The 25,478-nt window shown below is 65.4% G+C and carries 23 protein-coding genes; 17 read left to right on the top strand and 6 right to left on the bottom strand.

Features of this window, described 5'->3' with window-relative positions:
• Positions 1–304 precede the first annotated feature (304 nt).
• Positions 305–1,195 carry an alpha/beta hydrolase gene (locus AB0L63_RS02505; RefSeq protein ID WP_364493446.1) on the bottom strand — a complete coding sequence of 297 codons (891 nt, stop codon included), beginning with the start codon at positions 1,193–1,195 and terminating at the stop codon, positions 305–307.
• A 159-nt stretch (positions 1,196–1,354) separates the two neighbouring features.
• On the opposite strand from AB0L63_RS02505, the gene AB0L63_RS02500 reads away from it, so the two are divergent.
• Complete coding sequence (locus AB0L63_RS02500) at positions 1,355–2,206, top strand: GNAT family N-acetyltransferase (protein ID WP_364493444.1); 852 nt, start codon at positions 1,355–1,357, stop codon at positions 2,204–2,206.
• On the opposite strand, the gene AB0L63_RS02495 is transcribed toward AB0L63_RS02500, so the two are convergent.
• The gene (locus AB0L63_RS02495) at positions 2,203–3,453 is read right to left on the bottom strand and encodes a KasA/KasB family beta-ketoacyl-ACP synthase (RefSeq protein WP_364493999.1); all 1,251 of its coding nucleotides are present in this window, start codon (positions 3,451–3,453) and stop codon (positions 2,203–2,205) included. The genes AB0L63_RS02500 and AB0L63_RS02495 overlap by 4 nt on opposite strands.
• Before the next feature lie 457 nt (positions 3,454–3,910).
• Here AB0L63_RS02495 and AB0L63_RS02490 point away from each other — a divergent pair, with 457 nt between their 5' ends.
• Positions 3,911–4,615, top strand: coding sequence for a hypothetical protein (locus AB0L63_RS02490; protein WP_364493442.1), 705 nt, complete (start codon positions 3,911–3,913; stop codon positions 4,613–4,615).
• Positions 4,616–4,633: 18 nt separating this feature from the next.
• Here the strand turns inward: AB0L63_RS02490 and AB0L63_RS02485 are convergent, their stop codons facing one another.
• Positions 4,634–5,356 (bottom strand): uracil-DNA glycosylase, encoded by a 723-nt coding sequence (locus tag AB0L63_RS02485; protein ID WP_364493440.1) that lies wholly within the window; start codon positions 5,354–5,356, stop codon positions 4,634–4,636.
• A gap of 200 nt (positions 5,357–5,556) precedes the next feature.
• On the opposite strand from AB0L63_RS02485, the gene AB0L63_RS02480 reads away from it, so the two are divergent.
• The 8 genes from AB0L63_RS02480 to AB0L63_RS02445 all read left to right on the top strand — a co-directional run bounded on the left by AB0L63_RS02480 (position 5,557) and on the right by AB0L63_RS02445 (position 14,326).
• Positions 5,557–5,871, top strand: coding sequence for a hypothetical protein (locus tag AB0L63_RS02480; protein ID WP_364493438.1), 315 nt, complete (start codon positions 5,557–5,559; stop codon positions 5,869–5,871).
• A gap of 188 nt (positions 5,872–6,059) precedes the next feature.
• Positions 6,060–6,503: a GyrI-like domain-containing protein gene (locus AB0L63_RS02475; protein WP_364493436.1), complete on the top strand. Its 444-nt coding sequence runs from the start codon at positions 6,060–6,062 to the stop codon at positions 6,501–6,503.
• The gene (locus AB0L63_RS02470) at positions 6,500–6,934 is read left to right on the top strand and encodes an effector binding domain-containing protein (protein WP_364493434.1); all 435 of its coding nucleotides are present in this window, start codon (positions 6,500–6,502) and stop codon (positions 6,932–6,934) included. Before AB0L63_RS02475 ends, AB0L63_RS02470 begins: the two co-directional genes overlap by 4 nt.
• Positions 6,935–7,187: 253 nt before the next feature.
• Positions 7,188–7,952 (top strand): hypothetical protein, encoded by a 765-nt coding sequence (locus tag AB0L63_RS02465; protein ID WP_364493432.1) that lies wholly within the window; start codon positions 7,188–7,190, stop codon positions 7,950–7,952.
• Positions 7,949–10,096 carry an Rv1355c family protein gene (locus tag AB0L63_RS02460; protein ID WP_364493430.1) on the top strand — a complete coding sequence of 716 codons (2,148 nt, stop codon included), beginning with the start codon at positions 7,949–7,951 and terminating at the stop codon, positions 10,094–10,096. The genes AB0L63_RS02465 and AB0L63_RS02460 overlap by 4 nt, the downstream gene beginning before the upstream one ends.
• A 43-nt stretch (positions 10,097–10,139) precedes the next feature.
• Positions 10,140–11,981, top strand: a complete 1,842-nt coding sequence (locus AB0L63_RS02455) for a sensor domain-containing phosphodiesterase (protein ID WP_364493996.1) — start codon at positions 10,140–10,142, stop codon at positions 11,979–11,981.
• Between the two features lie 235 nt (positions 11,982–12,216).
• Positions 12,217–13,389: a glycosyltransferase gene (locus AB0L63_RS02450; RefSeq protein WP_364493428.1), complete on the top strand. Its 1,173-nt coding sequence runs from the start codon at positions 12,217–12,219 to the stop codon at positions 13,387–13,389.
• Positions 13,390–13,459: 70 nt separating this feature from the next.
• Positions 13,460–14,326, top strand: coding sequence for an SDR family oxidoreductase (locus AB0L63_RS02445; protein ID WP_364493426.1), 867 nt, complete (start codon positions 13,460–13,462; stop codon positions 14,324–14,326).
• On the opposite strand, the gene soxR is transcribed toward AB0L63_RS02445, so the two are convergent.
• Positions 14,295–14,780, bottom strand: coding sequence for a redox-sensitive transcriptional activator SoxR (gene soxR / locus AB0L63_RS02440; RefSeq protein WP_364493424.1), 486 nt, complete (start codon positions 14,778–14,780; stop codon positions 14,295–14,297). The two genes, AB0L63_RS02445 and soxR, sit on opposite strands and share 32 nt — an antisense overlap.
• A gap of 110 nt (positions 14,781–14,890) precedes the next feature.
• Here soxR and arcA point away from each other — a divergent pair, with 110 nt between their 5' ends.
• Both arcA and AB0L63_RS02430 read left to right on the top strand, forming a co-directional pair.
• A complete protein-coding gene (gene arcA / locus AB0L63_RS02435; protein ID WP_364493422.1) occupies positions 14,891–16,189 on the top strand; it encodes an arginine deiminase in 1,299 nt (432 codons plus the stop codon).
• A 7-nt stretch (positions 16,190–16,196) separates the two neighbouring features.
• Positions 16,197–16,556, top strand: coding sequence for a GntR family transcriptional regulator (locus AB0L63_RS02430; RefSeq protein WP_364493420.1), 360 nt, complete (start codon positions 16,197–16,199; stop codon positions 16,554–16,556).
• Between the two features lie 18 nt (positions 16,557–16,574).
• On the opposite strand, the gene AB0L63_RS02425 is transcribed toward AB0L63_RS02430, so the two are convergent.
• Positions 16,575–18,176 (bottom strand): phospholipid carrier-dependent glycosyltransferase, encoded by a 1,602-nt coding sequence (locus tag AB0L63_RS02425; protein WP_364493418.1) that lies wholly within the window; start codon positions 18,174–18,176, stop codon positions 16,575–16,577.
• Positions 18,177–18,480: 304 nt separating this feature from the next.
• On the opposite strand from AB0L63_RS02425, the gene rsmI reads away from it, so the two are divergent.
• Positions 18,481–19,338, top strand: coding sequence for a 16S rRNA (cytidine(1402)-2'-O)-methyltransferase (rsmI, locus tag AB0L63_RS02420; protein WP_364493416.1), 858 nt, complete (start codon positions 18,481–18,483; stop codon positions 19,336–19,338).
• Between the two features lie 87 nt (positions 19,339–19,425).
• Positions 19,426–20,178: an isocitrate lyase/phosphoenolpyruvate mutase family protein gene (locus AB0L63_RS02415; protein WP_364493414.1), complete on the top strand. Its 753-nt coding sequence runs from the start codon at positions 19,426–19,428 to the stop codon at positions 20,176–20,178.
• A gap of 56 nt (positions 20,179–20,234) precedes the next feature.
• On the opposite strand, the gene metG is transcribed toward AB0L63_RS02415, so the two are convergent.
• Positions 20,235–21,794, bottom strand: coding sequence for a methionine--tRNA ligase (gene metG / locus AB0L63_RS02410; protein WP_364493412.1), 1,560 nt, complete (start codon positions 21,792–21,794; stop codon positions 20,235–20,237).
• 152 nt (positions 21,795–21,946) lie between these two features.
• On the opposite strand from metG, the gene AB0L63_RS02405 reads away from it, so the two are divergent.
• The 3 genes from AB0L63_RS02405 (at position 21,947) to rsmA (ending at position 25,058) form a co-directional block, all read left to right on the top strand.
• Positions 21,947–22,774 carry a TatD family hydrolase gene (locus AB0L63_RS02405; protein ID WP_364493410.1) on the top strand — a complete coding sequence of 276 codons (828 nt, stop codon included), beginning with the start codon at positions 21,947–21,949 and terminating at the stop codon, positions 22,772–22,774.
• 216 nt (positions 22,775–22,990) lie between these two features.
• Positions 22,991–24,118 (top strand): transglycosylase family protein, encoded by a 1,128-nt coding sequence (locus AB0L63_RS02400; RefSeq protein ID WP_364493408.1) that lies wholly within the window; start codon positions 22,991–22,993, stop codon positions 24,116–24,118.
• 58 nt (positions 24,119–24,176) lie between these two features.
• Positions 24,177–25,058 (top strand): 16S rRNA (adenine(1518)-N(6)/adenine(1519)-N(6))-dimethyltransferase RsmA, encoded by an 882-nt coding sequence (gene rsmA, locus AB0L63_RS02395; RefSeq protein ID WP_364493994.1) that lies wholly within the window; start codon positions 24,177–24,179, stop codon positions 25,056–25,058.
• Positions 25,059–25,478 lie beyond the last annotated feature (420 nt).

The raw sequence follows: 25,478 nt of genomic DNA, 5'->3' as shown, positions 1-25,478 counted from the left end.
GCCGTAATCGCGGCGACTTCGATGCTACCGAGGGTAGGTCCGGGCGCACCTCGGCACAGATGAGCGATACTCGGTTGGATTCAACAGCATATAGCCAGCTATGTCGGTGTCATACTTTCGCTGATCCGGCCGCTGTCGCCGATCCGGCTCCGCCGTGGCAGCAGGCCGACGACTCACTTGCTTCGTGCCGCTGCTCGGTGTTTGCGGGCTACCGCCCCCGTCGGCATCGGCGGAGAGCACGCGGCAGTTGTTCGAAACGAGCCGTGGGCGAGCACCGAGACAGTCCGCAGGCCCCTGGCACAGGCTACTTCGTGTCTGCGGCCAGTTCGATCAGACGGGCGCGGACCAGTTCGGGGCGTTCGTCGACGACGAAATGGCCACAGCCGGTTACCGGTTCGAAGCTGTAGTCGTCGGTGCGGGCGGTTTCGGCGGCGGCCAGCGAGGGGTGGACGGCGGGGTCGTTCATGCCGAACAGGGCGCGGATCGGGATGGTGGCGCGGCGGCGTTCGGGATGTCGTGCGGCGTCGGCAATTTCGCGCAGCCAGAAGGTGCGGTAGGTGTCGGTGGCGGCGCGGGCGCAGACCGGATCGCGGAAGCGGTCGGCGAAGATGCGGATCACCTCGGGGGCGACTGTGCTGCGATCGGTAATCGCCCTTCTGATGACCAACTCGACGAATCGGGTGCGCTGTTGCAGTGGTACGCCCACGGTGGCGACCAGCGGCTGATAGGTGAGGAAGCGCCAAATCTGTCGCATGACCGTCGTCGGCGGTACCCATGGATGGGCCATATTCAGCACCAGGTAGCCGTCGAAGCGGTCGGGTTCGCGCAGCACCATGCGGTAGCCGATATAACCGCCCCAGTCGTGGCCGACCAGCAGCACGCGTTCCAGGCCCAACTCATCGAGGAGAGCAAGCACATCGGCGGCGACATCTTCCTTCGACCATCGGTGCGGCGGCGGACCGGACCAGCCGTATCCGGGCAGGTCGGGAGCGATGATCCGGAGTCCTTCCGGCGGGTCGGCGAGGAGATCCCGGTAGGCGTAATGGTGCTGCGGCCACCCGTGCAGCAGCACGACCGGGCGACCGTCCGCCGGCCCGGATTCGGTGACGTGGAACCGGATATCGCGGGCTGTCACGAATGACCGGCGCGCACCGGGGATAGCTGGCGGTTCGGCGGCAGCGGTACCGGCGGTCACAGGCATAATCCCCACGATAGTTCGCCAAACGTCCACCGAACCTCCTTCCGGGGTCGGATGCGCAGCGCCGTCTGTAGTCGGAGGGGCAGAACTGGAATCTGGAATAGCTGTCGGTTAAACCAGATGAATCCGGTGCTACCGACAAGGTAGTAATGTCATATGCCGACTGAATTCGCCCCTGCCTTGTTCGCCGGACAGGACCTTGCCGCGCGGGTCGAGCACGCCGAACGCACCCTGATCGAGGAAGGCGCTCGCGCTGCCGCGCGCCGGGACCCACAGCAGCGAGTGCTGTTGCGCCCCATCGGCAGTGGCCTCGCGGTGTGGGCGGGCCCGGGTTCCCCGCTCGACAAGGTGGTCGGCGTCGGCATGAATGATGCTGCCTTCGACGACGCCGAGCTGGACGCGGTCGAACAAGCCTTCGCCGAGCGCGAAGCGCCGATTCAGTTCGAGGTCTCCACACTGGCCGATCCGGCCGTGGTCGAACGCCTGACGCGGCGCGGCTATGTGCTGTTCGGATTCGAGAATGTGCTTGGCCTGCGGCTCGAGCCGGGGCGGCAGGCGCAGTTGACCGAGGGCATCGAGATCCATGATGTCGGGCACGACGAATTCGAGACCTGGGTGAATGTCGTCGTCGACGGTTTCGCCGCCCCGGACACCCAGGGCGTCGCCTCGCACGAGGAATTCGCGCGCGAGGCCATCGAACACGCCGAGCGGGACCTCACCGCGACGAGCGGTTTCGTCGCCTCGCTCGCCCTGATCGACGGTAAGCCTGCTGGCGGCGCGAGCCTGCGCCTCAGTGCCGGTGTCGCTCAACTATGCGGTGCGGCAACCCTTCCCGAATTCCGCCGCCGCGGCGTGCAGGGCGCACTGCTATCGATGCGCCTCGCCGCCGCGGCGGCCGCGGGGTGTGACCTCGCGGTGGTTACCACACTGCCGGGTTCGAAGTCGCAGCAGAATGTCCAGAAGCTCGGTTTCCAGCTGCTCTACCCGCGCGCCATTCTCGTCCGTTAGTACCGCCCGAAGGCGAGCGCGACATTGTGCCCGCCGAAACCGAACGAGTTGTTGATCGCGTACTCGATCTCCTGGTTGCGCACCTCGCCGTGCACCACATCCAGATCAATGTCGGGATCCTGGTTGTCCAGGTTCAGCGTCGGAGGCACGACGCCGTCGCGGATGCTGAGCACGGTCAGAATCGATTCCAGCGCGCCCACCGCGCCGATCGAATGTCCGAGTGCGGATTTCGGCGCATAGACCGAGGCGTGGTTACCGACGGCTTTGTTGATCGCGTTCGCCTCTGCGCTGTCGCCGACCGGGGTCGCGGTCGCGTGGGCGTTGATGTGGGTGATGTCCTTCGGGGTCAGACCCGCGATCTGGATGGCCTTGGTCATCGCGCGTGCCGCGCCGGCGCCGTCGGGGTCGGGAGCGACCAAATGGTAACCGTCGGAAGTGATTCCGGCACCGAGCAGGCGCGCGTGGATCGTCGCGCCGCGCGCCTTGGCATGTTCCTCGGTCTCGAGGACCATCAGCGCACCGGCCTCACCGAAGACGAAACCGTCGCGATCGGAGTCGAACGGACGCGAGGCGCCCTTCGGATCGTCGTTGCGGGTGCTCATCGCGCGCATCATGGTGAAGGCCGCGATCGGGAGGACATCGATGTATCCCTCGACGCCGCCGGTGACGACCATATCGGCATCACCCATCGCGATCATGCGCCACGCGTTGACAATTGCCTCGGACCCGGACGAGCAGGCCGAGACCGGCGTGATCACCCCGGCCTTGGCCTGCAATTCGAGACCCACGACCGCCGACGGGCCGTTCGGCATGATCATCTGCACGGCCAGTGGCGAAATCTTGCGGTAACCACCGCTTTTCAGCTTGATATTCGCATCGGTGATCGCATCGGCGCCACCGATTCCGGTGCCGATCGCCACACCGAGCCGCTCGGGATCCACCTCCGGACTGCCCGCATTGCGCCACACCTCGCGCCCGAGAACCATCGCGAGCTGTTCGACATAGGCCATCCGGCGCTGTTCGACTCGCGTCAGCAGGGTCTCGGGCCGAACCTTCAGGTGACCACCGATACGGACCGGGAGGTCGTACTCCTCGACGAAGGGGTCCTCCAGCACGTCGATTCCGCTCTCGCCGTTGAGGAGTCCCTTCCAGGTCGCGTCGACATCACCCGCGATCGAGGTGGTCGCCGCCAGACTCGTCACGACGACATTCGGGAATCGCCCATTGGCGGCAAAGAGGTTTCGCACGAGAGTCACTCCTGGTTTTCTATCCGATAACGCGGTTCTCGGTGTCCTGGCGAATGCCTTATCTGAACTGGACAGGCGTTCGATGGACTACGGCGGCCGGACGTCGTTGTCACGCGGCATCGTCGCAGGCGTTCTACTGTGCCGCCGAATGCACCGAAATGCATTGCTAAACAGGTATTTCCGCTGGACATCGTCTCCGGAAGAGCATACCGGCGCGGATTGATCACGGTATGCCCGTCGTTACGAACCTTCGGCCCGGCGGTTGTGGAAAACCTCCAAAGTCGCTGGAACCGAACCCGTCCGTGGGCGATTCGGGCGTAGTGTGCTGGCCCACTGACCGGTTCTCTCCGGCCCATTCGGTCGCCATTGCCGAGGCAGATATGCAATCTTGTTATTGCACAACGGTATTGAAGGGGTCGCCCCAGCGGCACCGGTGAAGGGGTGTGGCGAGATCATGGTGTCGTCGAACACAGCCGAGTCCGGCGGCAATACTGCCGCGTTCAGTTCACCCACCCCGCCGGCCGCCATCCCCCGGCATGTCCGGATGCGCGGGAGCCGCGCCGCTGATCCGCTGTGGCCGGGCATGCTCCCGCCCGGACCCGCACCACGTGTCCTCCCCCCGACGCGCCCACATCGCCGGAAGCGACGCCCGCCGCGTCGGCCCTGGCTGGTCGGCAGTGCCGCGTTCTTCGTGACGCTGGCGGCGGTGGCGTTGGTGCTGGTGTACACGGCCGAGGCGAGCAATACCCGGCAGTCGACGGCCACGATCAGCGATCCGGTGCTCGGCGGCGGCCCGAACTGCGAGCCGACGCGCACCGAACAGCTGGTGCGCGGCAACGGAACCGGGTCGACCAAATCCGGCCCGGATGTGATCCTGGCCTTCCAATACGCCTACTACGTAACCCGCTCGGGCTCGGACGCCCGCGCATTGACTACACCGGATGCGGCGGTGTCCTCGGTCGCGGTGATCGATGCGGGCATCGCATCGATTCCGCTCGGCACCCAGCACTGCATCATGATCACCCCGATGCTCGACGGTCGCTTCGACGTCGTCATCACGGAGTTCCGAACAGATGCGACAGTACGTACCTACCGACAGTTCGTCACCCTCGCACCGCACGAGGGCATCACCGTCATTGCCAAGATCACCGCGCCGTCCTGATACGCCTAACCGAATTGATCAGCTCCGACTGTGGGGAAGGCCCGCAGCGGTCGCCGCGGCAGCCAGCACCGCTTCGAGCATTTCCGGAGTGAGCCGACCGGTGAAGGTGTTCTGCTGACTGACGTGATAGCAGCCGAACAGGTGCAGTGGCGCTCGATCATCGGCCGTCCGTGTCAGCACAACGTGGGCGCCGTGCCCGAATTCGGGACGCGGACGCGGCACCGTCCAGCCCGATGCGGCGAGCACCGGAAGCAGCGCCTGCCAGCCGAACGCGCCGAGTACCACCACCGCGCGCAATGTCGGTGTGAGCAGACCCAATTCGGTTCGCAGCCAGTGGCTGCAGCGATCCCGTTCGTCGGGCGTCGGCTTATTGTTGGGCGGCGCGCAGTGCACCGGTGCGGTCACACGCGCGCCGATCAGCCGCAGTCCGTCGTCGCGGTGCACCGCCGTGGGTTGATTGGTCAGTCCGACCTTGTACATGGCGGCATAGAGGAAATCCCCACTGCGGTCGCCGGTGAACATGCGCCCGGTCCTATTGCCGCCGTGGGCGGCTGGGGCGAGACCGACGACAAGCAGCCGTGCGTCATCCGGACCGTAGCCGGGAACCGCCCGGCCCCAATAGGTTTCGTCACGGTACGCGGCCCGCTTCTCCCTGGCCGCCCGCTCTCGCCAGGCGACCAGCCGCGGGCAGGCGAAACAATCCGCGACCGCGGCATCGAGTTCGGTGATGTTCCCGCACACGATCACATGGTGCCGCAGGTCATTTCGGCGTCAGCAGGCCGGTCAGGTGGTCGTAGGCGACATGCGCGTGCAACCGCACACCGGTGACCAGCGGTCCGTCGTCGGCATAGAAGTGCGGACTGTGGTTCATCGCCATCCCGCGACCCCCTGTCACGGTCTGCCCGATGATATCGAACCGGCCCACATCCTCGATGTGACCGATGCTGACGGTGCACGGGCAGTGCGTCGATTTCGGCGCGCAATGCGATCGTCCGGTCGCCGCCCAGGACGGCGACGATGCCGTGTCCGGCGATACCGGTGCGCACCTCGTCCAGGTTCCGTGCGCGCAGATGATCGGCGACGAATGCGGCCGTATTCGACTCCCGGTTGCACAACTCGGGGTGCCGGTGCAGATGGTGTCGCCACTGGATGACCCGATCGGCGACTTGCACCGCGTGTCTATCCAATTCGTCATGGATCGGGCCTGTGGTCATCTGAACTCCGTTCGTGTCGGGATGCCACATGATCGGCGATAGCGGTCATGTCCACTATGCATCGATAACTACCCGTTTGCGTACAGGTCGAACGACCAGTTCGAGACGACGGTGCGCCGTGGGTAACGACCCGGACATGTGAGCCGGACCACGTGGGTGAGTTGATAGCATGGCCTTTCTGGCCGACCGGATGCGGGCAACCCCCGGGTTCACCTCGAAAGAGTCTTTTCATGCAGTTTGAAATCGTCGAGCGAGACGAAACGTGGGTTGCCGGGCTGCCGGTGCGCAGCCCGAAACGTGCGCTCGGAAAGCTGCGTGACCACGACCTCGAGGCCGCGTGGGCGGCGGTATTGCATCAGGAACTCGGTGGTCAGCTGGCCAGCGCCTACACCGACTACTCCGGTGAACTCGGCACCTACAACACCCAGATCGTCGGCTATGAGTGCGCGTCCTTCGACGAGGTCACCCGCGGTCACCTGGTGGCGCGACTACCGCGCGGCAGCTATGCCAGATTCTCCTCGGTCGGTAACTTTCCCCAGGTGATGACCGACCTGTGGACGCAGATCGCCTACGCCGAGGAGCACAACCAGATCAAACGCACCTATACCGGTGATTTCGAGTGTTATCCGCACGCCTACAAGATCGATCTCTACCTGGCGGTCGATGCGCGATGACATACGCGATCGTGGTGCGCCGCGAGGCCATCTACGGCGGTCTGGTGGTGCCGCGGGTCCGTCCGAGCTTCAAGGTCAGCAATAGCGACCTGATCGAATTCCTCAAGGATCGGCTGCGTGACCGCGTGGGCGCGGACCAGCCGATGTACACGGTGTACGTACCGGATCCGGCCGGAAACTACAACGCCATCGTGTGTTTCGAGTATCCGGATCCGAGTGCGGTTCCGGTCGGTGACGTGCTGGTCAAGGTGCCCAAGGGTGTCTACGCGCGGTTCGAGCCGAACGGGGATTACCACGATCCGGTCGAGGATGTGTGGGCCCAGGTCGACGATGCCACGGCCTCCGCCGAGATCACCCGAGCCTACCGGGAGGAGATCGAGATCTGGCGTGGGCCGGAGTCGGTCGAACTGTTCATCTCCATCCTTGTTTAGATTGCCATTTGTTTGCTGTGTCGGTACCGACCGGTCTCTACATTTTGTTAGATGGCTGGTTCGATCCTTCTGACCTGCGGTAATTGCGGAGTGCCCGATCAGTTTTCGGAAGATTAACCAGATATCTGGTCAATTCTGGTCGGATGACGGATACTGCCCTAGGCAATCTCATCCGATCGGCGAGTCGTCTGGCGAGTCGGTCAGGCCGGCTCGATCGCCGTACGGATGTGCGGTAGCAAACGGAGTAGGAAACATGACTGTCGAAACAATCGCAGTCGGCCCGGGGGGCACGCGCGATGCCGAGGTGTTGCGGTTTCGTGACATGCATTCCGGATATGTCTTCCATGTCGCTACTCCGCAGGCTCATCCCGATCTGTGGCGTCGTTATCTGCGTGGCGCGCTGCAGGTTTACCGGCACTACGGCGTTGATCACGCATTGGAGTACGACAGCGTTGCCGACGGCCGCTCGACTTCCTTGTTCTTCGCCGCCGTAGATCCGTCCGGCGCGCTCGTTGCGGGATTGCGGGCACAGGGTCCATACCGCCAGGCCGGCGAAGTGCACGCACTGCGCGCTTGGGCGGGTCAACCTGGTGCCGCCGAGTTGCGCGCGATGGTTGCTGATCGGATACCGGAAGGTGTGGTCGAGGTGAAGGCGGTATGGGTCGAACGAGCGGCCGAGCATCGCGCCGCCCTGGCCGCTGCGGTCTCCCGCTGTGTCGTACACGCCGTCCGACTGCTCGATGCCAGGTTCGGTTTCGTCACCACAGCCACCGGAAATATCGGTCTGTACCGGTCGAGTGGTGGGTACGTCGCTGACCGGATACCGTCGGTTCCCTACCCGGACGACCGCTATCGGACCATTCCGATGTGGTGGGACGTTCGGACGTATCGGTCATTGGCCACAAAGTTGCAGAGTTCGTTGACAGTGCTCGAGCATGCGGCGCTCGATGCCTGGCTGTCGCCGCATGGTCGAGCTCTCTCGGGTGAACCTGGGCTCGGAGGACTGGCGCAGGCATGAACGGCGACCTCACCGCGGACCACCGCCCGCTGATTCTCGACGAAAATGCCACAGACGACGCGCGGATCCTCGGGCAATTACGGAAATCGCCGCAGGTCCGCATTCTCGACCTGCGTGATGTGCTGCGCGCCGAACTCGCCAAAATGCGTCGGCCGCCGTCAGATCTCGGTGGGCCGGAGACGGACCGATGGGTCTATTACCCGTGGCGGCGCACACTCGTTGGGTTGCCCGGTGAAAAGACGTTTCGGGCAATTCGTTTGGATCGCAACCAGAACAAGCTCACTCGCGCCGAACAGGAACGTTGCGCCGGTCTCGCGGTCGGGGTGGTCGGACAGAGCGTCGGGCACGCGGTCGCTTACACGCTGGCTCTGGAGAGCACCTGCGGCCTGCTGCGCCTGGCCGATTTCGACGATATCGAGCTGTCGAATCTGAATCGGGTACCCGGTGGGATCTTCGATATCGGTGTGAACAAGTCCGTCGTGACCGCGCGCCGGATCGCCGAACTCGATCCGTATCTGCCGGTCGAGGTCGCCACCGCGGGCGTCGACGAGAACACCGTCGACGCATTCCTGCACGGATTGTCGCTGGTCGTCGAGGAATGCGATTCCCTCGATATCAAGTTCGCCGTACGGGAAGGCGCACGCCGACAGCGCATTCCGCTGGTGATGGATACCAGCGATCGTGGCCTGCTCGATGTCGAACGCTATGACCTGGAGCCGGACCGTCCGCCGTTCCACGGTCTACTCGGCGCGACCGTCGGCGCGGATCTGCGTGGGTTGTCCACCAAGGACAAGGCACCGCATGTCATGCGGATTCTGGATCCCAGGGAGCTCTCCACCCGGATGGCGGCGAGTCTGGTCGAGATCGACGAAACCGTCACGACCTGGCCGCAACTCGGCGGTGACGTCCAACTGGGTGCGGCCATCGTGGCGGCGGCGGTGCGCCGGATCGGGCTCGGACAGAAACTGTCCTCGGGCCGGACCCGCTTCGATCTGGAGCGTGGTCTCGATGAACTGGCCGAACCGGAGCCCGGGTGCGAGAAGGTGTCCGACGAATTTCCGGTGCCCGAATCAGGTGCGTCGGATCCGGCCGGGTCCGCGCTCGATAAGGTGCTCGAAGCCGCGCAGCGGGCGCCATCGGGCGGCAATACCCAGCCGTGGTACCTGCGGGTCGACGGCAATGAGCTACGCATCGATCTCGTCCGAACCCGCTCGTCGGCACTGGATATCGGCCATCGAGCCAGCGCGGTATCGATCGGCGCCGCGCTCTACAACGCCCGCGCCGCAGCCGCCGCGCACGGCATACTCGGCGCGCATGAATTCATCGAGGACAACTCGACCGCATTCGCCGCGGTGCTACATCTCGGCAACCGCACCGATGCCGCACTGGCGAGCGACTATCCGGACACGCTGACCCGCGAGACGAACCGACACCTCGGCGCGGGCACACCGCTGGCGGATCACGTCTTGCCCGCACTGGATGCGGCCGCGACCGATGCGGCGGTTCATGCCATTACCCGATCCGACGAGCTCCGCGCCGCGGCCGAACTGCTCGGCGAATCCGATCGCATCCGCTACCTCACCCCGCGCCTGCACCAGGAGATGTTCGGCGAACTGCGCTGGCCCGGCGAGGATCCGCGCACCGGGATCGATATCCGGAGTATGGAATTGGCGGCAGACGAACAGGCCAAACTCCGGATCGGCGAGCGCTCGGATGTCATGGATCGACTGCGCGAATGGTCCGGCGGTACCGCGCTCGGCGAGTACAGCCGCGACCGCGTGCGGTCGAGTTCGGCGTTGGTCGCAGTAACTTTTCCGCGTCGATCCGGCGCAGAGTCGATATCACTTGCCGACTACGCGCGCGGCGGCGCGGCTGTGCAGCGGGTCTGGATCGCGGCGCAACGGCTCGGTCTTGCGGTGCAACCGGTCTCACCGTTATTTCTGTATGCGCGGCACCCCGACGAGCTGACAGGGATTTCCCCGGATTTCGCGGATACACTAGCGTCACTTCAGGGCCGTTTCCTGGACCTACTGGGAGTGCCTGAACATGAGATCATGGCATTGGTGCTTCGCCTGAGCTATGCGGCAGCGGCCACGGTCCGCAGTAGGCGGCTTCCAGTGCCGGGCGCGGGTAACCGCAGCTAGCGCGATCGGAGATAGGGTGCCTCGGCGAACGCTCGACTCATTGGTGACTCAGGTCGCCACCGAGTTGATGGGCGTCGACGCCACGACCATGGTGGCGGCGAGTGAACGCGTGCTGGCCCGATTGGTCGAGCATTTCGATGTCGATTTCAGCTACCTACGCCATACCGATAGAGAGCAGCGGGCAACCGTGCTCATCGCGGAGTGGCCGCACCGTGCTGAGATACCGGATCCGGACCCGCTGAAGATCGTGTATTTCGAGCACGCCGACTCGGTGTTCCGGGAATTGGAACACGCCACCGAGCCGATTATCGTGCGGCCGTCCCAGCAATCCGCCGACTACCAGGAGACGATCCGGCGTTCGTCGGGCATTCCGCAGGTCGCCATGGCGGCGGTGCCGCTGTTATCGCGCGGCGAATCGACCGGCGTATTGGGATTCATCAAACAGGGCGATCGCGACTGGAGTACTCGGGAACTGAATGTGCTCAAGGCGATCGCCGCACTGTTCGCCCAGTTGCAGGCACGTGTGGTGGCCGAGGAGCGATTGCGCTATATCGCCTTGCACGACGATCTGACCGGTTTGGCGAACCGGCGGGCACTGCTCGAACATATGGAGGATCGACTCAGACAGGGCAGTCCCGGCCCGGTGGCCGCCTTCTTCCTCGATCTCGACCGGCTCAAAGCGCTCAACGACTTTCTCGGACATACCGCGGGGGACAACTTCATTCGCACGCTCTCCTCGCGATTGCGCGAGAACCTCGATCCCAATGACATGATCGCCCGACTCGGCGGCGACGAATTCGTCATCGTGCCCGCCAAACCGATGGACGCGGTGGCCGCCGAGTTGGAGGCAACGCGGATCCAGCAGCTCATCGGACGACGGGTCACCGTCGGCGGGGAATCGGTCAGTCGCGGTGCCAGCGTCGGTGTCGCGGTGGGTATTCCGGGGGAGACCACGGTCGCGGATGTGCTGCGTCGAGCCGATCACGCGCTGTTGTCGGCGAAATCCGGTGGCGGCAATGGCGTCGCGGTCTTCACCGACGCCATGCGCGCGCAGTTCGAACTCCAGGACGATGTGGAGCTGAATCTGCGCGGCGCGGTCTCCGACGGCTCGCTGCTGCTGCACTATCAGCCCGAGGTCGATCTGCGCACCGGCCGGGTCGTGGCGCTGGAGGCACTGGTGCGCTGGTTGCATCCGACCAGGGGGTTGCTGCCGCCCGGTGCGTTCGTCACGGTCGCCGAAGCCACCAACCTCGCGGGTGAGCTGGGGCGCTGGGTAATTCGATCGGCCTGTGCGCAATTCGCCGAATGGCGCAGGCGGGGGCTGGCGGCGAATGTGGTGATACGGATAAATGTTTCGCCGGTTCAGCTGGTCAGCCTGGATTTCGTGGAGCGGATCGAGGATATTCTGCGGCTGTTCGGCATCGATGGCAGCTCGGTCTGCCTGGAGATCACCGAACACGTGGTTGTCCAGGATCTGGCGCGCACCCAGGTCACGCTGCGCGGACTCAAGCGGATGGGCGTGCAGATCGCCATCGACGATTTCGGCACCGGATACAGCTCGCTGTCACATCTGAAGGCGCTTCCGGTGGACGCGGTGAAGATCGACCGCGGCTTCGTGCAGCGCCTCGGGGCGAGCACCGACGATCTGGCGATCGTGAAATCCATTATCGGGTTGGCCGGGTCCTTCGGGCTCGGTGTGGTGGGGGAGGGCGTCGAAACGTCGGTTGCCGCGCGGACCTTGGTCGGACTGGGTTGCTATCGGGCGCAAGGATTTCTGATCGCGCGGCCGATGCCCGCCGATGAGGTGGAGGCGCATCTGGCCGTCGGGCGCATCCCGTTGGATCTAGATCTGCCGCGGGCGGACCGGGGTACCACGCGGGCGTGACCGGTCCTGGTTGCTGATCGAAACGCTCGGCGATGACCGGGAGCCGACGCTGGTCGCCGATGGTGCTCGCACCCGGGGTTCGGCGCGGGTCGAGCTGGCGGCGGGCGGACGAGTCACCGAAGCGTCCGGGTGTGGTGTGAGCCCGGCACCCGTTAGCAGGGTCTTTCACGGGTGTTCATGCGGTGTTGGGCGCACCGGTTCCGCGGGGAACCCGATTCGCTGCACGATCGGCGATGTGCGCATCGTGCAACTGGCGAACTTCTACGGTCCGCGGTCGGGTGGGCTGCGCACCGCATTGCACCACCTGGGCGAGGGGTATGTGGCCGCCGGGCACGAGGTGGTGCTGATCGTGCCGGGACCGCGGCGGACCGAGGAGATCCTGCCGACCGGTGCGGTGCGGATCACTCTGCCCGCGCTGGCGATACCGTGGACCGGCGGCTATCGGGCAGCGGATCCGCACCGGGTTGCCGATGTGCTGGTCGGGTTGCGCCCGGACGTGCTCGAGGTGTCGGATCGGCTGACGCTGCGGGGGTTCGGACGCTGGGCGCGCGCCCGCGACGTGGCGAGCGTCATGATCTCGCACGAGCGCCTGGACCGACTGCTCGGCCAGGCCATGCCGGGCCCGCTGGCCCGCAGGTGCGCCGATATCGCCAATCGGCGCACCGCGGACGACTACGACATAGTGGTCTGCACAACGGAATTCGCCCGTGCCGAGTTCTTGCGCATCGACGCGCCCAATATCGAACTGGTGCCGCTCGGCGTGGATCTGGAGCTGTTCAGCCCGCGTCGCCGCGACTACCGCCTGCGCGCCGACCTCGGCGTGCCGGGGCATCCACTGCTGGTGCACTGCGGCAGATTGTCGGTGGAGAAGCAGGTGGATCGCAGCATCGAGGCCATCGGCGCGCTGTACAGGGCGGGCATCGAGGCCCGGCTGGTCGTGGCGGGGGAGGGGCCACGGCGGGAGGCCCTGGAGCGTCGGGCCCGATCCTTGCCGCCACTGACCGGAGGGCGGCCTGCGGTGCACTTCACCGGATTCATCACCGACCGGGCGATGGTAGCGAAACTGCTTGCCACCGCAGATGTTTCGCTGGCTCCCGGTCCGCATGAGACCTTCGGCCTTGCCGCGCTCGAGGCTCTGGCCGCTGGTACGCCGGTGGTTGTCAGCCGGTCTTCGGCGCTCGCCGATATCGTCACCACCGAATGCGGTGCGGTCGCCGCCGATCGCCCGTCCGCCTTCGCCCAGGCCGTCACCGATGTGCTCGCAATGCCGACCGCCGGTCGTCGGCGTGCGGCGCGAAGTCGGGCGGAGCAGTTCACCTGGCCGCGTGCGGTCGCGGGAATGCTGGCAGTGCTAGGGCGGCAATCCGCCGTCCCGATCGGAACTTCTCGCCCCGCTTCGACCATATGAATCTCGCAACGGCACAGTTGCCGCGTACCCTGCGTGCAACCGATTCGGGCTATTCGAGATGGGATCCGGTGTGCTTGGTTTTGGGCGCGGGAAGACAGTGCGCGGCGCGAAGGTGCTCGTCACCGGGGCAGCGAGCGGAATAGGCCGGGCGACGGCCTTGGCGTCCGCATCCGCCGGGGCCGAACTGGTGCTGACCGATATCAATGCCGAGGGCTTGGCGGATACGGTCCGCACCATCGGGGAGGCCGGCGGCACCGTGCTCGCCGCGCGCGCCCTGGATATCACCGACTACGACGCGGTCACCGCATTCGCCACCGACGTGCACGCAGAACTCGGCAGCCTCGATATCGTCATGAATATTGCGGGCACCTCCACCTGGGGCACCGTCGAGAATCTCGAGCACCGCCACTGGCGCAAGATGGTGGACGTCAACCTGATGGGTCCCATCCATGTGATCGAGAACTTCGTGCCGCCGATGGTCCGGGCCAAACGCGGTGGGGCACTGGTCAATGTCTCCTCGGCGGCCGGAATCCTCGCACTGCCATGGCATGCCGCCTACAGCGCGGGCAAATTCGGCATCCGCGGTGTCTCCGAGGTGTTGCGATTCGACTTGCGGCGCCACGACATTTCGGTGCATCTGGTGGTGCCCGGCGCGGTGAACACACCGCTGGTGCAGAGCGTCGACCTGGTCGGCGTGGACAAGGACGATCCGAGGATCAAGCGACTCACCAAGGCGTTCACCAAACATGCCGCAGCGCCGGAAGATGTTGCGGCGGCGATCCTTCGCGGTATCGAGCGCAATCGGTTCCTCGTCTACACCTCATTCGATATCCGCTTCGGCTATTGGTGGGCCCGCAAATTCGCCTACCCCTACGAATTCGTCATTCGTCGCATCAGCGATCGGTTCAGCAGGCTCCAGGCTTCGATGGGCAGTTGAGCGTCACATCGAGCACGCGGGCGCCCGGCCCCTGTTCGCCGAGGCGGTCGTGTTCATTGACCAGTCGGCAACTGCCGAGCGACAGGCAGCCGCAGCCGATGCAGCCCGTCAGGTTGTCGCGCAGGCGAGTGAGCTGGGTGATGCGATCGTCGAGGTCGGCCCGCCACGCGGTGGACAGAGTCTCCCAGTCGCGGCGGGTGGGGGTGCGACCCTCGGGAAGTTTGTCCAGTGCGGCGCGGATTTCGCTCAACGGAATGCCGACCCGCTGCGAGATGCGGATGAAGGCGACGCGGCGCAGCGTTTCGCGCGCGTATCTGCGTTGATTTCCACTGGTGCGACGACTCGAAATGAGACCTTCGCGTTCGTAGAAGTGCAACGCGGAGACTGCAACTCCGCTACGCTCGGAAAGCTGCCCGGGGGTCAGCTCCTTCGCTCGCCAATCGGTTGTCGACATCACGCTCCTCCATTCACCTGAACAATACTTCAGGTTAGGGTGTGCTGGGGTCGGAATCGCAAGACACCCAATTGCGTGCTCTTACGCCCTCGGCGAACTACGGTCGGATCATGGGAGCAAACGCGGTGCGGGCCGGGCACGATGACGGTGCGGACGACGGGTTGGCTGGTGTCGGCGATCCGGGTGGTCGACTGGCGGTCACCTCCGAGGTCGGGACCCTGCGCACAGTGCTGCTGCACCGGCCCGGTGACGAATTGCGGCGGTTGACCCCGCGCAATAACGATCAACTGCTTTTCGACAGCATTCCGTGGGTCGAGCGGGCCCAGCAGGAGCACGACACCTTCTCCGGTGTGCTGCGCGAACGCGGCGTCGAGGTGCTGCTGCTCGCCGATCTGCTCGCCGAAACCCTGTCGGTCAGCGGTGCGGCCCGTATCCAGGGCATCTCTGGCGCCGTCGACGCGCGCAAACTCGGACATACGCTGGCCGACGAGCTCGCGGCCTTTCTGCGCGGCGTCCGGGCCAAGGATCTGGCCGATATCCTCATGGCCGGGATGACCTTCGACGAACTGCCCTTCGACGGCGACAACACCTCGCTGGTGCGGCGCATGCACCACGGTGCGGATTTCGTCATCGACCCGCTGCCGAATCTGCTGTTCACCAGGGATTCCTCCTTCTGGGTCGGCCCGAGGGTGGCGATCACCTCGCTCGCACTGCCCGCACGGATGCGCGAGACCTCGCTGACCGATCTCATCTACGCATTTCATCCGCGCTTCCTCGGCGTGCGGCGGGCCTACGAATCGCATACCGCGCCGATCGAGGGCGGTGATGTGCTGTTGCTCGCGCCGGGCGTGGTCGCGGTAGGCGTCGGTGACCGCACCTCACCCGCGGGCGCGGAAGCGTTGGCGCGCAGTCTGTTCGACGACGATCTTGCCCACACCGTGCTGGTCGTCCCGATCGCCCAGATGCGCGCGACCATGCACCTGGATACCGTCTGCACCATGGTCGACACCGATGCCGTCGTGATGTATCCGGCGGTCCGGGATTCGCTGTGCGCGTTCACGATTCATCGCGAAGACGACTACGGCGGGCGCGACGACCAGGGCCGGGTGAGTGTGCGCGGCCCCGATCCGTTCCTGCCCGCGGCCGCCGACGCGATGGGCATCGGCAAGCTGCGGGTCATCGATACGGGGCTCGATGTGGTCACCGCCGAACGCGAGCAGTGGGACGACGGCAATAACACCCTGGCGCTCGCGCCCGGCGTGGTCGTTGCCTATGAGCGCAACGATATGACCAATACGCGGCTCGAGAATGCCGACATCGAGGTGCTACGCATCCCGGGCTCCGAATTGGGTTCCGGCCGCGGCGGACCGCGGTGCATGTCCTGCCCGCTGTCCCGAGATGACTTGTGAGCGTGCGATGTTCACCATTACCGTGACCCACGATTCGGCGATTCCGCCCTACGAGCAGCTGCGGCTCGGTGTCATCGCGCAGGTGCGCTCAGGAGAGTTGGCGGCCGGTACGAAGATCCCGACGGTGCGTGCACTGGCCGCGCAGCTCGGGCTCGCGCCGAATACCGTCGCTCGGGCCTATCGGGAACTCGAGGCCGATGGAGTGGTCGAAACCCGGGGCAGGCAAGGATCTTTCATCGCGTCCTCCGGTGACCCGACCAAGGATCTGGCGGGGCGCGCCGCGACCGATTACGTCGGCACCATTCGACGGCTCGGTCTCGATGACGAGGCGGCCCTGCGGTACGTCAGGTTGGCTCTGGAGAGCTAGTCCGCGCGGGCCTCGACGTCAGCGCCAGCTGGGCAGCCACAGATGGTCGTGCCAGTTGCCGGGGGTAATCGGTAGCGCGGTCAGAATCGGCCAGAGCCAGATGAAATTGGCGATCACCAGCCCGAGGTAGATGCAGACCGCAAGCAGTCCGAGGCTGCGCCGTTCGCTGGGCACCGCGGGCAGATAGGTGCCCGCCGGACTTCGCGGTATTCGGACCGATCGGGCCGGGCCCAGCACATCGCCGCACACCAGCGCGATCCCCATCACCAGGAACGGGGCCAGTGGAACGGCGTAGAAGTAGTACATCTGCCGATCGAGGGTGAAGAACCAGGGAATGAGTCCGGCGCCGTATCCGGTGAGCACCGCAGCGTAGCGCCAGTCGCGACGGACCACCGTGCGCCACAGCATCCAGCCCAGCACCGGGAAGGCGATCCACCAGATCGCCGGAGTGCCGATCAGCATCACGGCCTTCACGCACTGGGTCTGACCGCAGCCGGTGACACCGGTGTCGGCGTAGTAGTAGAGCATCGGCCGCAGCCCCATCGGCCAGGTCCACGGCTTGGATTCCCAGGGGTGATGGTTACCGGCCGAATTGGTCAGACCCTCGTGGAAGCGCAGCGTTTCGCCACTGTAGTACCACAGCGAGCGCAGCGCATTCGGCAGGAACGACCACGGCCCATCCCGGCCGACCTGATTGCCGACCGCATAGCGGAAGATGCCGTTCTCGCTGGCGAACCAGGCCCAATAGCTGGCCAGATACACCCCAAGCGGAATCAGTACCAGCGCATACAGCGCGGGCCCGACATCGCGCACCGCCGCGCCGACCCAGGGCCGCCGCACACCGTAGGCGCGCCGCGCCGAGACGTCGAAACAGACGCTCATGATCCCGAACGCGAGGATGAAGTACATGCCGGACCACTTTGTACCGCAAGACAGTCCGAGCAGCACCCCGGCGCCGAACCGCCACCAGCGCACTCCTAGCCGCGGACCCCATTCGCTCGCATCGATTCGACCCTCGTAGCCGACCTTGGCGATTCGGGCCCTGACCTCGTCGCGATCCACGATCAGACAGCCGAATGCGGCGGTGACCAGCACCGCCATGAAGATATCGAGCATGCCGATGCGCGAGGAGACGAAGGTGAGTCCGTCGGCGATCAGCAGAATGCCCGCGATCGCGCCGACCATGGTGGAGCGCGCCATCCGGCGGACGATCCGGATGACCAGCAGCACCAGGATCGTGCCCGCCAGCGCCGCGCTGAACCGCCAGCCCCAGCCGTTGTAGCCGAACATCCACTCGCCCACCGCGATCAGCTGTTTGCCGATCGGGGGATGCACCACCAGCCCGTAGGCGGGATTGTCCTCGATGCCGCCGCTGGTGAGAATCTGCCAGGCTTGTGGCGCGTAATGCTTCTCGTCGAAGACCGGGGTGTACGCGTCGGTCGGATAGTCCAGCATGATGAACCGCGTCAACGCCGCGATCGCGGTGAGTACCGCGGTGACCACCCACCCCTGCATTGTGTCGAGCGGCCCGAAGTCGGGCGATGGACGCAGGGGCGCGGGGCTCGACCAAGAGGGCACGGCCCTGGCTACGGTCGCGCGCTGGTCGGTCACCTGGGTCACGCCCCGATCGTATGCTGTGCGCGCCACCGAGACCTGCACCGGTGAGCGAGCCGCCGGATGAATCACACCCTGAGCAGCGGTTCGGGCGGCGTCTGCCGCGTATCGGAGTCGGCGTGATCACCCAGCGCGGGATTCGTTTTCCTATGGTGAGAGAATCTTCGTCCAGCAAAGTAGCGACTGATTTCGCGCCGACCTGGGTAACTCACCGGGGATGCCCAGAACTCGTCGCGCGCCTGACCGCCGGTCCGGTGACCAAGTCTCGAGCTACTGACGACCGGCAAAAGGCCCGGGGAGGCGGAGGAGCGTGGCGGACAACGTGGGGCGATTGGTGCTCGCGGCGACGCCGATGGGTGAGATCGGCGATGCCTCACAGCGGCTACGCCAGGCGCTCGGATCCGCCGATATCGTCGCGGCCGAGGACACCCGGCGTACCCGCGCCCTCGCCAGGGCCCTGGACCTGGAGATCACCGGGCGGGTCCTGCGGTTCGACGATCACGTGGAGTCCGCGAAGATCCCGGCACTGCTCGATGAGATCGAGCGCGGCAGCACGGTGCTGCTGGTGACCGACGCCGGTATGCCGTCGGTGAGCGATCCGGGCTATCGCATGGTGGTGGCCTGTGTCGAGCGTCAGCTGCCGGTCACCTGCCTGCCGGGACCGTCGGCGGTGACCACTGCCCTGGCACTGTCCGCGCTCCCGGTGGAACGCTTCTGCTTCGATGGCTTCGCGCCGCGCAAATCCGGCCAGCGTCGAGAGTGGTTGCGCACCCTGATTACCGAGCCGCGCGCCTGCGTGTTCTTCGAGGCGCCACACCGGCTCGCCGACTGCCTCGCTGATGCGGTCGAGGTGCTCGGGCCCGACCGGCGGGCGGCGGTCTGCCGGGAACTGACCAAGACCTACGAGGAGGTCGTGCGCGGCAATCTCGGTGAACTCGCCGCCTGGGCGGTCGATGGGGCGCGTGGTGAAATCACCGTCGTCGTCGAGGGCGCCCGACCCGTCGCGACCGATCCCGCCGACATGGTCGACGAGGTCGAATCGCTGACCGCCGAAGGTGTTCGCCTCAAGGACGCGTGTGCTCAGGTGGCCGCCGAGACCGGCGTTTCTCGCCGTGAACTGTACGACGCGGTGCTGACCGCGCGCCGCAATGGCGGTGCCAGTTCATAGCGCGACTCGCCATCGCCGACACTCCCGGGCGCCCGGATGGGGAGTGTCATAGTGCCATCGATCACGAGCGAGACGATGATCGGTGTCATGACCTCTTTGGAAAGCAAGGCGAAGGCGTTTCTCCAATTGCATGTCCCGGGCGATCCCGGTGTCTTTCCGACGGTGTGGGATGCGTGGTCGGCGAATATCGCTGTCTCGGCCGGGTTTTCGGCGCTGACCCTGGGTAGTCATCCGGTTGCCGATTCGGTCGGACGCAGCGATAAGGAGGGGATGACATTCGCGGAACTGTTGACTCGCGTCCGGCAGATCACCGATGTGGTCGATGTTCCGGTCTCCGTCGATATCGAATCCGGTTATGGACTCGAGCCCGCGCAGTTGATCGAGGGGCTGCTGGAGGCGGGCGCGATCGGCCTCAATATCGAGGACACGGTGCACAGCGAGGGCGGCCGGTTGCGCGGTGCCCAGGAGCACGCCGATCTGGTGCACGGCCTGCGTCAGTTCGCTGATGCCGCCGGTGTGCATGTGGTCATCAATGCCCGCACCGATCTGTTCAAGCGCAAGGACGGTGACGACAGTGATCGCGTCGACCGCGCCATCGAGCGCCTGAAGTTGGCCGCCGCGGCGGGGGCCGACTCGCTGTTCCCGGTCGGACAGCATGCCGACGCCGATATGCGCCGTCTCACCAGCGAATTGCCACTGCCGATCAGCACTGTCGCGCAGCCTGGCGTATCCGAGAAGGCGGTACTGGCCGATCAGGGCGTCGCCCGCATCACCTTCGGCCGATTCCTGCAGTGGGCCCTGACCGAGGAAGCCAACAGGCTGCTGAATCGCTGGAAGTAGTGGGCTGGAGCCGAACACACTGAAGCGCTACCGCTCGCCGGCGGTAGCGCTCGAGTTTACTTCTTCGGCTCCACGTAGCGCGGGTATACCGCTTCCGGCTCCGGCAGTGCGGTTCCGGGGACCAGCGGGGTCGCGATATCGGCGAACGAACGGTTCTGCTGGGCGAGCAGATCCAGGATCTTGCTCGCGGATTCCGGCAGCACCGGCTGCACCAGAATCGCGACGATGCGCAGCAGTTCGATGGTCACGTACAGCACGGTCGCCTCGCGGGCCAGGGACTCTTCGGTGCCGGTCTTTGCCAACGCCCACGGCGCCTCCGCGGAGAAGTAGCGGTTGGCCTCGCCGAGCGTCAGCCAGATCGCCTCCAGCGCCAAATGCATTTGCTGCACCTCGAATTCGGCGCGGCAGCGCTCCAGCAGACCGTTGGCGCGGTCGAGCAGTGCACGATCGGCCTCGGTGAGCTCGCCCGGTGTCGGCACCACGCCCCCGCAGTCGCGGGCGACCAGCTTCAGGCTGCGCTGCACCAGATTTCCGAATTCATTGGCCAGATCGGTATTGATCCGCCCGACAATCGCCTCGTGGCTGTAGCTGCCATCCTGACCGTAGGAGATCTCGCGCAGCAGGAAGAAGCGCACCGGGTCGACGCCGTATTCGTCGACCAGCGCGAGCGGGTCGACCACATTGCCGACCGACTTCGACATCTTCTCGCCCTTGTTGTACAGGAACCCGTGCACGAAAACTCGTTTCGGCAATTCGATCCCGGCCGACATCAGGAACGCGGGCCAGTACACGGTGTGGAACCGGGTGATGTCCTTACCGATGATGTGTACGTCGGCGGGCCAGAACCGCTGGAACGCAACGGATTCGGTATCCGGAAAGCCGACGCCGGTGATGTAGTTGGTCAGCGCGTCCACCCACACGTACATCACGTGATCGGGATGTCCGGGCACCGGCACACCCCAGTCGAAGGTGGTGCGCGAGATGGACAGGTCCTTCAGACCCGCCTTCACATAACTCACCATCTCATTGCGGGCCGTTGCGGGCGCGATGAATTCGGGATGCTCGTCATAGAGCGCGAGCAGCTTGTCCTGGTAGTTGGACAGCCGGAAGAAGTAGTTCGACTCCTCGGTCCAGGTGACGGGCGTCCTCGTTTCGGTGGAGATCCGGGTGCCGTCCTCGAGCAGCGTCGTTTCTTCCTCGGTATAGAACGCTTCGTCGCGCACCGAGTACCAGCCCGAGTAGTTGTCCAGGTAGATATCGCCATTGGCGAGCATCCGCTCCCAGATCGCGACGCTGGCCACCTGGTGGTCGTCATCGGTGGTGCGGATGAAGCGGTCATAGGAGATGTCGAGCGTCTTGTCCATCGCCTCGAACACATTCGAATTGCGCGCCGCGAGCTCGGCCACCGGCACGCCCTCGGCGACCGCGGTCTGCTGCATCTTCTGCCCGTGCTCATCGGTACCGGTCATGAAGAAGACGTCATAACCGTCGAGCCGCTTGAAGCGGGCGAGGGCGTCGGCCGAGATGTACTCGTACGCATGCCCGATATGCGGCGCACCGTTCGGGTATGCGATGGCCGTTGTGATGTAGAAGGCGGGGCGGTCAGCTTCGCTCATGGTGCATCTACTCTAATGCGCGTGGATTCCGACGCTCACGTGAATATCCCCCGCGGCGATGGCCGCCGTCCCGTGCCCCGCGTTCTGGTCTGCCGGAGTTCGCCGATGAGCGAGGCAACGATGTTACAGCGCCTGGCGGGCGAGGCGGAGTCGTGAGCGCCAAACGGCCCGCGCCCGAGCTGCCGGAACCGCTCGCGCCGCTGGTGGACGCGCATACGCATCTGGATGCCTGCGGCGCTACCGACGCGGAGTCGACCGCGGTGATCGTGGACCGCGCGGCCTCGGTCGGGGTCGGCCACGTGGTCACCGTTGCCGATGATCTGGCCGCAGCGCAGTGGGCCGTGCGGGCCGCGAATTGGGACCGCCGGGTGTTCGCCGCGGTAGCGCTGCATCCGACGCGGGCGAATGTGCTGGATGACTCGACCAAGGTCGAGCTGGAGCGGTTGGCCGCCGATCCGCGTGTTGTCGCGATCGGCGAGACCGGACTCGATTACTACTGGCCGGGCAAGCTCGAGGGCTGCGCCGATATCGAGGATCAGATCGAGGGCTTCCGCTGGCATATCGACCTGGCCAAACGCTTGCGCAAACCGCTGATGATCCACAACCGCGAGGCCGACCACGATCTGCTGACGGTACTGCTGGACGAGGGCGCGCCGGAAACCGTGATCTTCCATTGCTTTTCCTCGGACGCCAATATGGCGATGTCGTGTGTGGCCGAGGGGTACATCCTCAGCTTCTCCGGCACGGTGAGTTTCAAGAACGCCCATGAATTGCGGGAGGCCGCCAAGGTGGTGCCCGACAGCCAGATTCTGGTGGAGACCGATGCGCCGTATCTGACTCCGCATCCGTTCCGCGGTGCGCCCAATGAACCGTATTGCCTGCCGTTCACTGTGCGCGCCCTTGCGGAATTGCGTGAACAGGATCCGTTGGCGCTCGCGGAAATAACCACCGCGAACGCCCGCCGCATTTACGGCATCTGAACCGATTGCATTTCTGTTCAAGCTCATCGGGAGTTCTGGCGGCATTGCTCGAGAAGTCGGTTCCCCGACCTTGTATGGCTGATGTGTTCTAGGTCACTTCGCTCGGTACATTTTGTGATTCAGCTGCGGTGTCGATATTGATTTGTGATATTGAAACCTGCCGCTGGTAAGTCTGCGGTTGTCGACGCCCGACCCCTTCGTTATCGTACTGTGACCATGTCTCCATTCACGAGGATCAACCAGTCCCGCTCGCCGCTGCTGTACGTAGCGGTCGCGGCGCTGCTGGTGACGCTGATCGTCGGTGCCGCGATGGCGATCGTGAACCGCAAGACGGTGACGGTCGTCGTGGATGGCGAACGGATGACGCAGACCACCATGTCGCGCAATGTCAGCGGAGTGTTGAAGGCCGCGGGTTTCTCTGTGAACGACCGCGACCAGGTCCGGCCCGCGCTGGCCGCGACGATTACCGATGGCGCGACCATCACCTACATCCGGGCGCGTGAGGTCGCGGTATCGCTGGATGGCAAGGCCGAGAAGGTGTGGTCGACCGGTCTGACCGCGGGTGATGTGGTCGACCAACTGCACCTGTCCGGCGAGGTATTCGTTTCCCCGGCCCGCAATGAGAAGTTGCCGCTGGAGGGCGCCGCGCTGCAGATCGCCAGCCCGCGTTCGGTATCGCTGCTCGACGGCATCGGCAATCCGGTCGATGTTCGACTGGCCGCGCCGACCGTCGGTGAATTTCTTGCCGTCGCCGGCATTCCGCTGATCGAGGAGGACACCGTCGAGCCCGCGGCAACGACGCCGCTCACCGACGGGCAGCGGATCGTGGTGACCCGCAAACGCATCGAGAACAAGGTCGAGACGGTGCCGCTGGATCCGTCGGAGAATGTGATCGAGGATCCGACCCTGAATATGAGCCGGACCGTGGTGGAGAGCCCGGGTGAGCCCGGTGTACAGGACGTGACGTTCGCGGTCACCATGGTCAATGGCCAGGAGGTCGGTCGGCGGCCGATCGCCTCGAATGTGTTGGTGACGGCGCAGCCGAAGACCGTCCGCAAGGGCGCCAAGCCCGGCACCGAGGTGCCGCCGGTGCGTGACGGCGATATCTGGGATGCGCTCGCCCGCTGCGAATCCACCGGTAACTGGGCGATCAACACCGGCAACGGCTACTACGGCGGCATCCAATTCGACCAGGGCACCTGGGAACGCCAGGGCGGTCTCAAATACGCACCGCGCCCCGACCTGGCCACCCGCGAAGAACAGATCGCGATCGCCGAAGTCACCCGCGCCCTCCAGGGGTGGGGCGCCTGGCCCGGCTGCATCGGCGGCTCGAGTATCGGCTGATCGCCGATTCAACTGTGCCACTCGGGCACGGACAGGTTGGGTTGATACCTTGTCGGACGTGTCCGAACCCGATATTTCCGCGCGTGGGAGTGCTGCGCTGCTCGGACCCGCCGAGGTGCGGGCGCTGGCCGAGCGACTCGGCGTGCGGCCGACCAAGCAGCTCGGACAGAATTTCGTGCACGATGCCAATACGGTGCGGCGGATTGTCGCGGCGGCCGGGGTGGGTCGCGGAGATACGGTGCTCGAGGTGGGGCCTGGGCTCGGTTCGTTGACATTGGCGCTGCTCGATGTGGTGGATTCGGTCATCGCCATCGAGATCGATCCCGTACTGGCGAAGCACCTTCCGGTGACCGTCGCCGATCGCGCGCCGGAGCTGGCCGGGAATTTGACCGTCGTGGCAGCCGATGCGCTGCGCGTCCGCGCGGACAACCTGCCCGCGGTACCGTCGGCGCTGGTGGCGAATCTGCCCTATAACGTCGCCGTGCCGGTACTGCTGCACCTGCTCGCCGAATTGCCCAGCATCGCAACCTCATTGGTGATGGTGCAGGCTGAGGTTGCGGACCGCCTCGCCGCCGAACCCGGCAGTCGCATCTACGGTGTGCCGAGCGTCAAGGCGGGCTTCTTCGGCACCGTGCGCCGCGCGGGCGCGGTGGGCACCCAGGTGTTCTGGCCGGTGCCACGCGTGGACTCCGGCCTGGTCCGCATCGAACGCTATGCCGAACCGCCGTGGTCGATGGACGAGGCCCACCGCCGGCGCGTCTTCGAGGTCGTGGACGCCGCCTTCGCGCAGCGCCGCAAAACCCTCCGCGCCGCCCTCGGCAGCTGGGCCGGTACGCCGGCCGAAGCCGAACGCCGCTTGGTCGGGGCCGGTATCGACCCGACCGCCCGTGGCGAAACCCTGGACACCGCAGCCTTCGTCCGCCTCGCCGCCCAGGCGTGAGTGGCAATGGCGCGTACGTCGGGCCGGTCGGTTTCTGTTGTGATCGAGGCGGGATCGCGTACCGCGTCATCCACGCGGTTGGCTTGCTGAGGCGTCGCCATGGTGAAAGAGATTGTGGACAACCAACTTTTGCCTCGTTGGTCGTCACGCCGGCATCACGCACCGGGAACGGCGCTGTGAATGATTCGACGCGCGCGGTGAACTCGGCGGTATGCACGACATCGCCGTGGAGAAGTCTGGATACCGCCGAAATGCGCCCGCACTCGAGGTCGGGCATGAAAGCCGACCTCCGGACCTGCTGGCATGCGGCCGATTTCGCCCTGCGGATGGCTGTGCGGATAGGCAAGGTTGCTGGCGCGCAAGACAACCGGATGCCCCTACGCCCCAGTTCGGTGCCGTGCTGGTCGGATCGCCCATCAG

The organism is Nocardia sp. NPDC051990 (assembly GCF_040680755.1).
Lineage (GTDB): Bacteria > Actinomycetota > Actinomycetes > Mycobacteriales > Mycobacteriaceae > Nocardia.
This window is presented reverse-complemented; position numbering and strand designations above follow the sequence as displayed.